This is a genomic window from Mycobacterium colombiense (assembly GCF_001953985.1).
In the GTDB taxonomy this organism is placed as follows: Bacteria; Actinomycetota; Actinomycetes; order Mycobacteriales; family Mycobacteriaceae; genus Mycobacterium; species Mycobacterium colombiense_B.
In genome coordinates, this window is the sequence record NZ_MBEI01000017.1 from 107209 (window position 1) to 120892 (window position 13684).

Genomic DNA, 13684 nt, shown 5'->3' on the forward strand with positions numbered 1-13684 from the left:
GGGCCGTTACCCTCCGAAGCTGCCGTGCGGCGACGCGACCGACTGTGCGCCGGGCCCGCCCGTACCCAGGTGGCTGGAGGCGAAGGCGACTCCCTTGTCGATCATCGCGGCGTCGTCGGCGTAGGTGTCGTGTGCGGCGAAATTCATCCCGTCGGAGCAGACCGGGTCCTCGGTGGCGCACACCTTGACCGTCTTGTCCTGGTACATCGGGCCGATCACCACGGGCGGTTCGTTGAGGAAGTTCATCGCCCGCACGTTGGGCATGCCGAACAGCACGACCGAGGAGACGTGGCTGGCGACGTCGGGGGACAGCGGCTTGGGAACGGTGTTGGGGTCCACGCCGTCGGGTACGGCGGCCGAGGTGACAAACCCCATCACGGCCGCGCCCTGCGAGTAACCGCCGAGCACCATCTTGGTGTTGGGGCAGTCGTGGGCCATCGAATTCACATGGGCGCCCGCGTCTCTGATGCCATCGATGCCGGTATCCCATTGGTCGCTGGCGGGGTAATTGACCGGATACACATCGAACGACCGCCCACCGACGCGCTGGTGCAGTGCATCGACGAAGGCCTGACCGGTGGGGCCGACGCCCGGCGCTTCACCGGTGCCGCGGGCGAACACCACTTGCACGTCCGGGCACTGGGCCGAGGCGGTGGGGATAACGGAAGTGGACAAGGCCGACACGGCCACGCCCGACGCTGCGATAACTGCTGCTGAACTGAGGGAACGAACTAAGTGACGCGCAATCATGCCGCCATTGTGCCCAGCCGACACGCTCGTTAAACACTGGAAACACCGAAATTACAGTGTTCTCATAAAATTATCGCCGCCGATGCGGACGGGCTGAGATTGGTTGTGCGCGGCGCTCATCCGGCGCGGGCGCTCGGGCGGCCTACGCCCACCCGTCGCCGAGGACCCCGGGAGCCGCCTTGGCCGGGTCGGAGCGCGGGCCCGGACCGCAATGTGGTCTGCTACTTGTAGTTACGAGCCGGGGCGCGGTGAAGCAGCCGCCAACCCCCGGCAAGCGGCTCGAGTGAATGCGGCAGCGAAGTTGAACGCAATAGCGCAGGCCCTGAACACGGTCACGGACCACGTGGCCAACCCGGCGCGGGTGTCGGACCCCGACAAGTTGCGCGGCACCGTCCTCGGCAAGACCGTCTTGGTGACGGGCGCCTCCTACGGCATCGGCGAGGCGACCGCGCGCAGCCTGGCCGCGGCGGGGGCGAGCGTCCTGGTGGTCGCGCGGTCCGAGGAACGGCTCTGCGACCTCACGGCGTCGATCAACGCCGGAGGGGGGCGTGCGTTCGCCTACCCGACCGACCTCACCGACGAATCAGCGGTGAGCGCCCTGACCAAGCAGATCACCGAGGAGCACGGCCCGCTCGACATCGTGGTGAGCAACGCCGGCAAGTCATTGCGCCGCTCGCTGCATGACCAGTACGACCGGCCGCACGACTTTCAGCGCACCATCGACATCAACTACCTGGGGCCGGTGCGGCTGCTGCTGGGGCTGCTGCCGGCCATGCGCGGCAACGGCAGCGGGCACATCGTGAACGTCTCGAGCGTCGCCGTGCGGGTGGCCCCGGGTCCGCAATGGGGTGCGTATCAGGCGTCGAAGGGCGCCTTCGACCGGTGGCTGCGCAGCGTGGCGCCGGAACTGCATATCGACGGTGTCGACGTCACCACCGTCTACTTCGCGCTGGTCCGCACCAGGATGATCGCGCCCACCCCGTTGCTGGGCAGCCTTCCGGGACTTTCACCCGACGAAGCCGCCGACGCCATCGCCAAGGCGATCATCGAGCGGCCCCGCACCATCGCGCCGCCCTGGGTGCTGCCGGCCGAGGTGGCCTCGGTGCTGCTGGCCGGGCCGGCCGACTACGCCGCGCGGCTGTGGCATCGCCGGTTTTTCAGCGAGTCCGACACCGACGAGGCCGACGATGACGAATGATCGCGTGGTCACCACCGCCGCACGGGCCCTGCTGCGCTCCGGTCTGCTCACGCCGCCGGCGCCGCTCGCGGGTTTGCGGCTCCTTCGCGAGGCACGCCGGGGCGGCACGAATCCCTACACACTGCTGGCGGTCGCGGCCGCCCGTTGGCCTGACCGGACGGCGATCGTCGACGACGACGGCGCGCTGACCTATCGCCAGCTGCAGCTAGTGACCGAGTCGCTGGCGCGGCGGCTGACCGCCGACGGCGCCGCGCCCGGGCAGGCGGTCGGGGTGATGTGCCGCAACGGACGCGGTTTCGCGGCGGGCGTTTTCGCCGCGGCCCTGCTGGGCACCGACGTCGTGCCGATGAGCACGGAGTTCCGCAGCGACGCGCTGGCGGCCGCCGTAGCGGCCCACCGAATTTCGACAGTGGTCGCCGACGCCGAATTCGCCGAGCGGGTGCGGGGTGCGGACGAATCGGTCGTCACCGTCGATCCGGCGACGATCGGCACCGACGAGGGCGCTCGCCCGGACGTCGCCACCCCCGGACGCATCGTGCTGCTGACGTCGGGAACCACCGGGAAGCCCAAGGGCGTGCCGCGCACACCGCAGCTGCGCTCCGCGGTGGGCGTGTGGGTGACGATCCTCGATCGCACCCGGTTGCACACCGGTTCGCGGATTTCGGTGGCAATGCCCATGTTTCACGGGCTGGGACTGGGCATGCTGATGCTGACCTTCGCGCTCGGGGGCACCGTTCTGACGCGCCGCGAGTTCGACGCCGAGGCCGCGCTGGCGCAGGCGTCGCTGCACCGCGCAGACGCCTTCACCGCGGTGCCCGTCGTGCTCGCGCGAATCCTGGAGCTGCCCGAGCAGGTTCGGGCGCGAAACCCGCTGCCCTACTTGCGCACGGTGATCTCCAGCGGCGACCGTCTCGACCCCACTCTGGGTCAGCGGTTCATGGACGCCTACGGCGACATCCTCTACAACGGCTACGGCTCCACCGAGGTCGGCATCGGCGCGCTGGCCACGCCGGCGGATCTGCGCGAAGCCCCCGAAACCGTCGGGCGGCCCGTCGTCGGGTGCCCGGTGCGCATCTTCAACAAGAACGACAAGCCGGTCGGGCCGCGGGTGACAGGGCGGATCTTCGTCGGAGGCGAATTGACCAGCGAGGGCTATACCGATGGCGCGGCGAAGGCCGTCGTCGACGGCATGACCAGCACCGGCGACATGGGCTATCTGGACAACGCGGGCCGGCTCTTCATCGTCGGCCGTGAAGACGACATGATCATCTCCGGCGGCGAGAACGTGTACCCGCGTGCGGTCGAGAACGCGCTCGCCCAGCACCCCGCCATCGCCGACAACGTGGTCATCGGCGTCCCCGATGAACGGTTCGGTCAGCGCCTGGCGGCGTTCGTGGTCGCGCAGCCGGGCGGCCAGATCGACGCGGACGAGCTGCGCGAGTATTTGAAGGGCCGGGTCTCCCGCTTCGAACAGCCCCGCGACATCAACGTCGTCGACAGCATCCCGCGCAACCCCACCGGCAAGGTGCTGCGCAAAGAACTGCCCGGCTGAACACGATCGTCCGCCTCCTTACTCGCCCCGCTACACGGCGCTCGCCGTCGCCGGACCGAAGGCTCACTCCTCGCCGGGCTCCAGGGCGGCGACCTGCTTGGCCAGCCAGTTGGGTGCCAGCGCCGAGATCGCGGTGGCACCGGCCGTCGAACCCAGCACGCCCGACCAGGCCACCGGCCCCAGCGGCGTGCAGCCGAAGAACTGACTGAGCACCGGCGTCTGCACGATGCCCACCAGCACGCCTGCGCTGCCCAGGGCGGTCGCCACCACGAGCGGGCTGTGCCGGCGGGTCAGCAGCGTCTGCGCCAGCTGCGTCGTCACGAGCGCGGTCAAACCCATTGTCGCCGTGCGGCGTTCGGTGCCCGGCGTCCAGCGCCCGATGGCCCAGGCGGCCGTCGCCCCCGCGGCCGTTACGGCGCCGCGGGTCACGATCTGACGCATCAGCGGGGCGTCGAGCGAAGGCGTAGGTCCGGTGAGCACCGCGCGGCGGTGCAGGCGGCGCGCCTCTTCGGCGGCTTCGGCGGATTCGTACTCGGCTTCGTCGGGCTCGACGTATTGCGACGTGACCGCGACCGCGAGGGCGGGGAACATGTCGGTGAGCAGGTTGACCAGCAGCAGCTGACGGGTTCCCACCGGCGCGCGGCCTTGGCCGAAGGCGGTCCCGATGATGGTGAACAACACCTCGCCGACGTTGCCGCCGACCAGGATCGTGACGGCGTCGCGAACCCCGCCCCACATGCTGCGGCCCTCGACCAAGGCGTCCATCAGCACGCCGAGATCCTCGTCGGTCAACACGATGTCGGCGGCGCCGCGCGCGGCCGACGATCCGCGGCCGCTCACCCCGATGCCGACGTCGGCCATCCGGATCGCGGCGGCGTCGTTGGCGCCGTCGCCGACCATCGCGGTCACCCGCCCGCAGCGCTGCAGGGCGGCCACGATCTGCACCTTCTGCTCCGGGCTGACCCGGGCGAACACCTGCACGTCGGCGACCAGCCGGGCGCACGCGTCCTCGTCGAGCCCGGCGAGTTCGGCGCCGGTCACCACTTGCGCGTCTTCGGGCAGGCCCAGCTGCCGGGCGATCGCCCGCGCGGTGATCGGGTGGTCGCCGGTGATCAGCACCACGTCACGATCCGCGTCTAGCAGCGCTTCGATCAACGGGCGCGCCGATGCCCGCGCGGTGTCGGCCAGACCGACGTAGCCGAGCAGTTCGAGGTTCTGCGCCGCGGCGTCCACCGCGTCCAGCTCGGTGTCGTCGTCGTCGGTTTCGTGCTTCCAGCCGCGCTGCGCCACAGCGAGCACCCGCAATCCCTGCTCGGCCAGCCCGTGCACTACCGCCTCGGCCCGCTTTAGGTCGGCTTGCGGGTCGGCGAACTTGCAGCGCGGCAGGATGACCTCGGGAGCGCCCTTGAGCACCAGCATCGGCGCGTCCGCGGGGTGGCCGTTGTCGTGGCCCACCGTGCCGATCGCGGCGGCGAAGCCGCGGCTGGACTCGAACGGCACCTCCGCGACCATGTCCCAGTCCGAATCGGTGTGGCCGTTCAGCGAACTCGCCGCGGTGAGGATCGCCTCATCGGTGGCGTGCGCATGTCCCTGGCCTTCCTGCGGCTGAGCGGACGCGCGCGCGGCGGCGCGCAGTAGGCCGGCCGATTCCGGGTCGGTCAGTTTCGGGAACGGGTCGTGCGGATCGACATCGTCGGGCACGGCGCACACCACGCGCAGCCGGTTCTCGGTGAGCGTGCCGGTCTTGTCGAAGCAGATGGTGTCGACACGGCCCAGCGCCTCGATGCTGCGCGGCGCGCGGACCAGGGCCCCGCGCTCCGTCAGCCGCTGCGCGGCCGAGAGCTGAGAGAGGGTGGCCACCAGCGGCAGCCCCTCGGGAACCGCGGCCACCGCGATCGCGACGCCGTCGGCGACCGCCTGGCGCAGCGGCGCGCGGCGCAGCAGCGCCAACGCCGATACCGTTGCGCCGCCGGCCAACGTCAGCGGCAACACCTTGCTGGTCAGTTCCCGCAGCCGGGCTTGGATTCCGGCCGATGTCTCGACGTCGGCGACCGCCGAGATCGCGCGGTGCGCGGCGGTGCCGACGCCGGTGGCGACGACGATCGCCCGGGCATGCCCGGCGACGATGGTGCTGCCCTCGAACAGCATGCTGGCGCGGTCAGGGTCGTTGACGGCGACGGGATCCACCTGCTTGTCCACCGGAAGCGACTCGCCGGTCAGCAGGGACTCGTCGACCTCGAGGTCCTCGGCGACCAGTAAACGGGCGTCGGCGGGGACCACTTCGGGCGCGGCCAGATCGATGACGTCGCCGGGCCGCAGGGAATTCGCGGATACCGTCGCGGTGCGGGTCGCGTGCCGGGCGGCCTCGAGCCGGCGCCGCGTCGTCGCCACGGCCGGAACGACCACCCGGCGCACCAGCTGGTCCTGCTCGGCGAACAGCTCGGCGGCGGCGGACTCGGCCCGCAGCCGTTGCGCCCCACCGGTTATCGCGTTGACGGTCATGACGCCGGCCACCAGCAGCGCATCGATGTTGCTGCCTACGATCGCCGATGCCGCCGCGCCGACGGCCAGGATGGGGGTCAGCGGGTCCGCGAGTTCGGTCCGGGTTGCCGACGCCAGCCGGGCCACGCTGTGCAGGGGCTTGCGCAGGGGTTCCAGCGCCGGGCTGTACGACAGGTCGTCGAGCCGGCGCCGCCAGGACGGCTCGGTTTCGACGGCCATCGGCCGCGCGCCGCCGGCCAGCCGCGAATACACGATCTCGGGATCCAGTGCGTGCCAGGCGGTCAGCGGTTGGGGAGTGGGGTCGGGCAGCCGGAGCACCCGGACCGCCGAGAAGGTCCCGGCCACCAGGGCGGTGGCCGCGGCGGCGTTGACCGGGTTGAGCCATCGCCGGAAGCTCACCGGGCTGGTGCCTGCCTCCTGCTCACCGGTGACCAGCAGCAGCCCGGCCAGCGTGGTGCCGCCCTGCGCCAGGTGCACCGCCGACTCGCTGGCCGACCGGGCCACCGGGATCGCCGACAGGATGCGCACCGCGTCGGCAAGGTCGGTGCCCGTGATGATATCCGCGGTCCATGCGGTCGCGGCGCGCGGATCGTCAAGCGCCACACCGACATCGGCGATCGCGAGCGCGGCCAGGGTGTCGGTCGAGGCGAAGTCCCGGTGCAGCGCGGTGATCAGCAGCACCGGTCCGCGATCGGCACGGAGCTCCCGGACCACATTCAGCAGCGGCGTGCCGGGCGGATGTGTGGTGCCGACACTGGCGGTGAGGTCTTCGGTGCCCGCGACATGGCGCAGCACCACTCGCGCACCGGTGCGGTTCGCGGTCTGGAACAGCGGAATGGCGTAGGGGTCCACCTCCCAACCCACGTCGACACTGCCGACGCATTCGCCGTCGACGATCAGGTCGGCGCTTTCCAGGCCCTGCGCGGGCGTCGCCGAAGACCCTTGTTTGCGAACCCATTTCAGTCGCGCACCGGTCGCGGGCAACTCATCCGGGTCGGGCTCGGGCGCCTCCTCGCCGTGCAGCAGCGCGTCGGCCACCTCGTAGACCCGGTCCTCGTCCCAACCGGGAGCGTCTCCGCGGACATGCAAGACCGCTCGATGATCGCCGCGCAGCGCGGCGCCGTCGATGACGACGACCTTCACCCGGTCCAGGCGGCGCAGGGCGCCCGGGTCGAGCACCAGTTGCCCCGAATTGGCAAGCCCGCGGCCCAGAATCGCGGCGAACGCCTGGCGGCCCATGTGCGCGGCGCGGGGCACGCCGGCCTCGATGGCGGCGGCCGCGTCTTCGGTGCCGCCGCCGGCGACCAGCGCGCTGACCGCGGCGATCAGCGAGCCGTTGGCCGCCGAATCGACATAGCTTTCCACCGGCCCTGCCATCGAGCCTTTGGCCTTGTCCATCGCGGCGTCGATCGTTCCGCCGACCACGACGTGGGACGCGTCACCCGCCGCCGCCGCGGCCCAGCTGTGCCGGGGCACCTCCGACTTGGCCGAGGAAATGACCGGGACCACCGGGGCTTGCGGCCGGTCGGGGGAGGCCAGCTGCGGCTCGCGGTCGCGCCACACGCGCCGATGCGCCGACGCCTCGGAGACCTGCAGGGTGCGTTGCGTCAGGTCGAGCATCGGGGTGCCGAACGACTGGGTCAGACCGTGGGCGGCCGCCGTCGTCGCGGCCAGGGCGAGGTCGGTGCCCACCCGGCCCAGCCGGCCCTCCAGGATCGAGACCATGCGCGGTTGATGATTGATCAGCGCGGCCGCGGCGCGGGTGGTCTGCGGCGCGGCGGGCAGCCGGGTCACCCAACCGGTGACCGCCGCCCCCATCGCGACGAGATCCATCGCCGCCGCGGTGAGCGGCACCAGAATCGCCAGCGGGTTGCCCGGGTCGGCGAACGGGGCGGACAGCGGCGGCGACTCCGACTTGGACCATGTGATGTCGGAGGCGATCGAGGACACCGTCGCGCGCACCTCGTCCAGAACGCCGTCGTTGTCCGCTCCGTCGGACAGTTCGACCACCAGGCGGCCCAGGGAACCCTCGACGTGGGCCTCGGTCACACCCGGGATCCGGCGCACCGGCTCTTCCACGGCGGGCGCGTACTCATGCCAGCGCGGGAACGGAAGCAAGGGATCCAAGTCCAGGTGCACGCGATGGCCGGCGTGCCAGCGCACCGGCGGCAGGATGGCGCCGGGGGAGCCGTTGGATGAGGTGTCCATCCCGATTGCGCGGCCGGTCGTTTGGGCGACGGACTGGATGACCGGTCCGGCGAGTTCGGTTACCGGGCTGGCCAACGTCTGCAGCGCGCCCGCGGCCCCGGCCGCGGTGGACACACCGGCCCGCACCACCTGGGCGGCTCCGCCAGCCACACCAGCGACGACGCTGGAAACGCCGGGAATCTTCACTCGTCACCCTTCAAGTTCGTCTACCGCGCCTAATGATCCTGGCGTGTGGAGTACCTGTCCACACGTGGGCGGGAAGGTAAAACCGTGCGACGACACCGATGACGATGCAGGTCGGGCCTCCCTTAGAGAGCAAGGGTGCGATTACGTCCCTGGTCCAAGATTACCGGGTTGGCGACAAACCAAACGTGCTGAACAAACCGGGATCGAGGAAGACGGTGATGCCGGCGACGCCGGTAGCGCCGGTGGTCAGCACGTGAATGGAATGGGCCCGCATCGCCCCGTCGGCGCCGCGCCGGTACTCGGCAACGGCGGGTTGCGAATTCGCGGCCGTCGGGATCATCACGATATCGCCGGGCTCGGCCAGGGCGCGCCCGGCAAGGAACCGCAGCACGGCATCCCGGCCGGTGAACCACACTGGCATGGGCGGCATTTCGAGTTTGACGTCGGCTTGCAGCAGCGCCGTCAACGCGGCCATGTCCGCGTTTTCGAATGCCGCGCAATACCGGTCGAGCAATTCGCGACGCTCGGCATCGCCGGGCTCGGACATGGCCTCCTCGGCGGGGGACAGTTCGGCAAGATGGGCCCGGGCGCGCTGCAGCGAACTGTTGACCGCCGCGGGCGTGGTTTCGAGCAGTTCGGCGACCTCGGCGGCGCTGAACTGCACGACATCGCGCAGGATCAACACGGCGCGCTGCCGCGCCGGAAGCTCCTGAAGGGCCGTCATCACGGCCAGCCGCACGCTCTGCTTGGCGGCGAGGTCGTCTTCGGGGCTCTTGAACATCAGCGCGTCGGGAATGGGCTCCAGCCAGGCGTGCGCGCCGGCCTTCGCGTCGAAATCGGCGTCCGGGTCGATCGAGCCGTCCCCCACGCCCATCGGCAGCACGCGGCGCGCGCGGTTCTCCAGCGCCCGCAGGCAGGCGGTCGTCGCGATCCGATACAGCCACGTCTTCAACGCCGCGCGCTCCTCGAATGCCGGATAGCCACGCCAGCCCCGCAGATAGGTCTCCTGGACCAGGTCCTCGGCGTCGTGCACCGAGCCCAGCATGCGGTAACAATGGGCGATCAGCTCGGCCCGAAAAGGCGCCGCCTGCTCGACGAAATCCTCCTGCGCCGGCACGACCCACTCCTTTCGGCTGCGAGGGAACCTACTCCCTTAGAGACGTCCCGCCGCCGAAATTCATCGGTCCGCCGGCGATGAATCCAGACGTCGCGCCGTATCTGAAGTAGTGAAGACGCGGCCACGGCCGCAGACCACGTCAGAGAGCGAGAACGACCATGAACAACCAGCCCCGCACCGCGCCCGCCGACGGGCTCGCCGACACCACCGCGATCGTGACCGGGGCCGGCCGCGGATTCGGCCGTGCCATCGCCGCCGCGTTGGTGGCCGCCGGTGCGCGCGTCGTCGGCGTTGCACGCACCCGATCGCAACTCGAGGAGGTGCGCACCGAGCTCGGCGACGCCTTCACGCCGGTGGTGGCCGACGCCGCCGATCCGGCGACGGCGGAACGGTTGATCGACGAGTACCGGCCGCGCACACTGGTACTGTGCGCCGGGGCGACGCCGCCGATGCTGCCGCTGCAGGAGCAGACCTGGGAGACGTTCAGCGAGAACTGGAACTCCGACGTCGCGCAGGCGTTCCACTGGGTTCGCCACGCGCTGCTGCGCCCGCTGGCGCCGGGCAGCTCGGTGATCGTGATGTCCAGCGGCGCCGCGCTGAACGGGTCGCCGCTGTCGGGCGGCTATGCGGGGGCGAAGGCGACCGTCAGGTTCATCACCAGCTACGCCGGCATCGAAGCGCAGCGCGCGCGGCTCGGGATCGGGTTCACCGCCGTGCTGCCGCGTTTGACACCGGCCACCGCCCTGGGGGCGGCCGCCGTCGCCGCCTACGCCAACCGCCAAGGACTCGACGTCGACGCCTTCGTGCAGGCCAGCGGGCCCGCGCTCACCGCCGAGCAGGTGGGCAAGTCGGTGCTCGAGATCGCCACCGGCGAGGCCACCGGCCAGGACGCCTACCTGCTCACGTCCGCCGGCCTCTCGCCGCTGGCCTGAACATCCGAAAGGCACACACCGATGAACACACCGCCGATCGTGTCCGCCCAGCAGTGGGCGAGCGCGCACCAGCAACTGCTGGCCAAGGAGAAGGAACTCACCCGGGCCCATGACGCGCTTGCGGCCATGCGGCGCCGGATGCCGTGGACGGCCGTGGACAATCGGTACGAGTTCGACGGACCCGAGGGCCGGGTCGACCTGTTGGGTCTGTTCCAGGGCAGGCGTCAGCTCGTCGTCTACCGCGCCTTCTACGGACCCGACATCGACGGCTGGCCCGACCACGCGTGCCGGGGCTGCTCGATGATCGCCGACCATGTCGCCAACCTGGCCCACCTGAACGCCCGCGACACCACGCTGGTGTTCGCCTCGCGTGCGCCGCAGGCCGACATCGAGCGTCTCAAGGCGCGGATGGACTGGAAGATGCCGTGGTACACCATCACCGACGACTTCGACGCCGATTTCGGGGTGGACGAGTGGCACGGCACCAACGCCTTCATCCACGACGGCGACCGGGTGTTCCGCACCTACTTCATCAACAACCGCGGCGACGAGGCGCTCGGCACCACCTGGAGCTTTCTCGACATGACCGCGTTGGGCCGCCAGGAAAACTGGGAGGATTCGCCTGCGGGCTACCCGCAGACCGCTCCCTACGAGTGGTGGGACTGGCACGACGCGTACGGCGAGCACGAGCCGTCACGCTGGTTCGGTGAGCCCGACCCGAACGATCCCAACGACATTCGACCGCCGCGCGAGAACTGAGCGGCGCCGGCCGAATTGAACGGAATCGGGCCGGAAAACACCAATGCGCGGTAGCCGTCGGGCGGCTACTCGCGCATTATTCAGGGCGACCGGAATTCGTCAGAGAATTCGGTGGTGTGCCCTGTCGACCTGGTACCCGGCCGGGAATGACTTCTCGATGACCTGCAGGTGGTGGTCCACCCTGGACTCCAGCTCGAGAACCACACAGCTATCGCCGAGCGCTTTCGATTCGAGAACTATGTACCGCTGACCACAATCGGTGATCGGGTCGCCCGAGTGCAATTTCTCGACCGGCACCGACTCCGGAGTCGCATCTGCCTCCATCCATGACACGTTAGGTCAATTCCGTGGGCGAGGGAATAGACCGCTATCCGGGGCCGGCGGGCCGCTGCTTGAAGAACACGCTGACGTGAGAGATCAATCCGTCGTTGTCTTGCTCGAACAGAATGCATTCGGGCCACGTGGTCGCGACGCTGTCGATCTCGAATGTCTCGGACAGCTCGGCATACGAAACCCGGCTGTCCACGTGCGAGACCCGCCGCACGTGCAACCGATGGCCCTCCAGCTCGGTGCACACCTTGCGCAGAAAGGCGACATAGCGCGCCTTGCCCTCGACCACGTCGCAGAACGGCCCCTCCCGGGTCAGGCCTTCCTCGGCGATGGTGTCGGCCAGTCCGTCCCAGTCGTGAGCGGCCAGGCATTCCAGGTAGCGCTCGACCACTTGACCTTGGGTGCCCATGTTGTCTCCCTCGCTCGTGGGTCCACGGTAAGCGCGGCATCGTCGTCGGGCTAGGTTCCTTTCATGAGCTGGTGGACCGTCCACGCCGACCGGACGCTGTCTGAACAGGTGCCCGCGCCGCCCGACGCCGTCCGCGACTTCTACGTGGACCTGAACAACATCAAGCTCGTGCACCCCCTGATCGTGTCCGTGCAAACCGTGTCCCGCAGCGAAACCCCGGACGGCTACCAGCAGACCTACCGCGTGGTCGACCGAATCCCGCTGGGGCCGTTGACCATACGAACCAGCTATCAGGCCCGGCTGCGGGTGCCCGACCGCGGCGACGTGCTGACCGCGGCCGATCAATCGCCGGGGGTGCGGCTTCGCGGCGCGGTGAGTTTCGAGCCCGTCGACGGCGGCACCCGCATCACCGAGCGGATTTCGATCACCGCCCCGCGGCTATTGGCCGGGGTGACCATCCGCGAAGGGATCAAGGCGCACGCCAAGATGCTGGCCGGCATCCGGAGTCACTTCGAGTCCGGTTGACCGAAGGCGCGAGGACTGCGCCCGTGATCACCCGCCGGCGAAATCGATCACGCCGCGAATGTTGCGGCCTTCCCTCAGGTCCGTCATCGCCTCGTTGATCTGATCGAGCCGATAGTGGCGGGTGACCAACTCGTCGAGTTTCACCGCGCCGGCCTGGTAGAGCGACAACAGCATCGGCACGCTGGTGCGCGGGTTCATCCCGCCGTACAGCGCTCCCCGCAGTTGTTTGGCCGACAGCGTCATTTCCTGCAGCACCAGCGGAACCGGGGGTTCGGTGAACGGGGTGATGCCGGTGAGCACGCAGACGCCGCCCTTGCGAAGCAGCGTCATCGCCAAGGGCAGCAAGTCGACATGCACCACGCCGGGGCAGATCACGACGCGGTCCGCCATCAGGCCGGCGGTGATCTCATTGACCAGCGGCATCGCTTCCCGCGCGGAGGCGGCGGTGTGCGTGGCGCCGAAGATTTTGGCCGAATCTCGCTTGGACTCAATCGGATCCACCGCGACGACATACTTCGCACCGACGGCGCGCGCTCCTTGCAGGGCGTTCATCCCGACGCCACCGGCGCCGATCACGACGACGGTGTCGCCGGGTTCGGTGCCCGCCGATATCGTCGCGGAACCCCAGCCGGTGCTCACCCCGCATGAGACGAGGGAGGCGGCATGGAAGGGGATCGCGTCGTCGATCTTGATGACCGACCTCTCCGACAGCACCGCGTACTCGGCGAATGTGCCGAGTTGCCCATAGGCCAACAGGTCTTCGTCACCCAGGTGCCGCCGGCACGTTCCGTCGGTGGGCATCTCCCGGACGAACAGGCTCGCGCCGATGTCGCAGATGTAGCTCTGCCCGTTCACGCAGAAGCGGCAGCTGCCGCACGCCGGAATGAACGACAGCGCCACGTGGTCCCCCGGCCGCACCGACGTCACGCCGGGCCCGACTTCTTCGACGACACCGGCACCTTCGTGACCACCGAGCAGCGGGAACCAGTCCGGTGCCGGCTGGCCGCTGGCGGCGACCGCCTCGGCCGTCGGGACCACGTCGCCGGTGAACAGGTGGTCGTCGGAGTGGCAGATTCCGGCGACGGCCATCCGCACCATGACTTCACCCGCGTGGGGCGGGTCCAGCTCGATCTCGCGGATCTCCCAGTCCTGGCCGACCCCGCGGATGACAGCGGCACGACATTTCATTTGCGATCTCCCTTTCCGGTGGCATTGC

At 69.8% G+C, this 13684-nt stretch carries 11 protein-coding genes; 5 read left to right on the forward strand and 6 right to left on the reverse strand.

The window, feature by feature from the left end:
• Positions 1-6 precede the first annotated feature (6 nt).
• A complete protein-coding gene (locus A5732_RS03350) occupies positions 7-750 on the reverse strand; it encodes a cutinase family protein (protein ID WP_076052871.1) in 744 nt (247 codons plus the stop codon).
• A gap of 301 nt (positions 751-1051) precedes the next feature.
• On the opposite strand from A5732_RS03350, the gene A5732_RS03355 reads away from it, so the two are divergent.
• Positions 1052-1948 (forward strand): SDR family NAD(P)-dependent oxidoreductase, encoded by an 897-nt coding sequence (locus A5732_RS03355; protein WP_436971810.1) that lies wholly within the window; start codon positions 1052-1054, stop codon positions 1946-1948.
• Positions 1938-3500 carry an AMP-binding protein gene (locus A5732_RS03360; RefSeq protein ID WP_076100653.1) on the forward strand — a complete coding sequence of 521 codons (1563 nt, stop codon included), beginning with the start codon at positions 1938-1940 and terminating at the stop codon, positions 3498-3500. The genes A5732_RS03355 and A5732_RS03360 overlap by 11 nt, the downstream gene beginning before the upstream one ends.
• 63 nt (positions 3501-3563) lie before the next feature.
• Here A5732_RS03360 and A5732_RS03365 read toward each other — a convergent pair whose 3' ends face one another.
• On the reverse strand, positions 3564-8396 hold the full coding sequence (locus A5732_RS03365; RefSeq protein ID WP_076100656.1) for a cation-translocating P-type ATPase: 4833 nt from the start codon (positions 8394-8396) through the stop codon (positions 3564-3566).
• Between the two features lie 160 nt (positions 8397-8556).
• Positions 8557-9513, reverse strand: coding sequence for a sigma-70 family RNA polymerase sigma factor (locus A5732_RS03370; RefSeq protein WP_076052877.1), 957 nt, complete (start codon positions 9511-9513; stop codon positions 8557-8559).
• Between the two features lie 158 nt (positions 9514-9671).
• On the opposite strand from A5732_RS03370, the gene A5732_RS03375 reads away from it, so the two are divergent.
• Together A5732_RS03375 and A5732_RS03380 are read left to right on the forward strand one after the other, a co-directional pair.
• Positions 9672-10445: an SDR family oxidoreductase gene (locus A5732_RS03375; RefSeq protein WP_076100659.1), complete on the forward strand. Its 774-nt coding sequence runs from the start codon at positions 9672-9674 to the stop codon at positions 10443-10445.
• A gap of 21 nt (positions 10446-10466) precedes the next feature.
• A complete protein-coding gene (locus A5732_RS03380; protein ID WP_076100661.1) occupies positions 10467-11204 on the forward strand; it encodes a DUF899 domain-containing protein in 738 nt (245 codons plus the stop codon).
• Between the two features lie 99 nt (positions 11205-11303).
• Here A5732_RS03380 and A5732_RS03385 read toward each other — a convergent pair whose 3' ends face one another.
• Together A5732_RS03385 and A5732_RS03390 are read right to left on the reverse strand one after the other, a co-directional pair.
• Positions 11304-11528, reverse strand: a complete 225-nt coding sequence (locus A5732_RS03385; protein ID WP_007769504.1) for a hypothetical protein — start codon at positions 11526-11528, stop codon at positions 11304-11306.
• A gap of 43 nt (positions 11529-11571) precedes the next feature.
• Positions 11572-11943 (reverse strand): nuclear transport factor 2 family protein, encoded by a 372-nt coding sequence (locus A5732_RS03390; RefSeq protein ID WP_076052883.1) that lies wholly within the window; start codon positions 11941-11943, stop codon positions 11572-11574.
• 63 nt (positions 11944-12006) lie between these two features.
• Between A5732_RS03390 and A5732_RS03395 the strand changes: the two genes are divergently transcribed.
• On the forward strand, positions 12007-12468 hold the full coding sequence (locus tag A5732_RS03395; protein ID WP_076052885.1) for an SRPBCC family protein: 462 nt from the start codon (positions 12007-12009) through the stop codon (positions 12466-12468).
• A 27-nt stretch (positions 12469-12495) separates the two neighbouring features.
• Here A5732_RS03395 and A5732_RS03400 read toward each other — a convergent pair whose 3' ends face one another.
• Entirely contained in the window at positions 12496-13656 is a 1161-nt protein-coding gene (locus A5732_RS03400; RefSeq protein WP_076100664.1) for an NDMA-dependent alcohol dehydrogenase, read from the reverse strand.
• Positions 13657-13684: the final 28 nt, after the last annotated feature.

Bases quoted from the DNA above. Each gene is read 5' to 3' on its own strand.
- A5732_RS03375 (WP_076100659.1), top strand. From the start codon at position 9,672: ATGAACAACCAGCCCCGCACCGCGCCCGCCGACGGGCTCGCCGACACC.
- A5732_RS03395 (WP_076052885.1), top strand. From the start codon at position 12,007: ATGAGCTGGTGGACCGTCCACGCCGACCGGACGCTGTCTGAACAGGTG.
- A5732_RS03390 (WP_076052883.1), bottom strand. From the start codon at position 11,943: ATGGGCACCCAAGGTCAAGTGGTCGAGCGCTACCTGGAATGCCTGGCC.
- A5732_RS03360 (WP_076100653.1), top strand. From the start codon at position 1,938: ATGACGAATGATCGCGTGGTCACCACCGCCGCACGGGCCCTGCTGCGC.
- A5732_RS03350 (WP_076052871.1), bottom strand. From the start codon at position 750: ATGATTGCGCGTCACTTAGTTCGTTCCCTCAGTTCAGCAGCAGTTATC.
- A5732_RS03400 (WP_076100664.1), bottom strand. From the start codon at position 13,656: ATGAAATGTCGTGCCGCTGTCATCCGCGGGGTCGGCCAGGACTGGGAG.
- A5732_RS03385 (WP_007769504.1), bottom strand. From the start codon at position 11,528: ATGGAGGCAGATGCGACTCCGGAGTCGGTGCCGGTCGAGAAATTGCAC.
- A5732_RS03380 (WP_076100661.1), top strand. From the start codon at position 10,467: ATGAACACACCGCCGATCGTGTCCGCCCAGCAGTGGGCGAGCGCGCAC.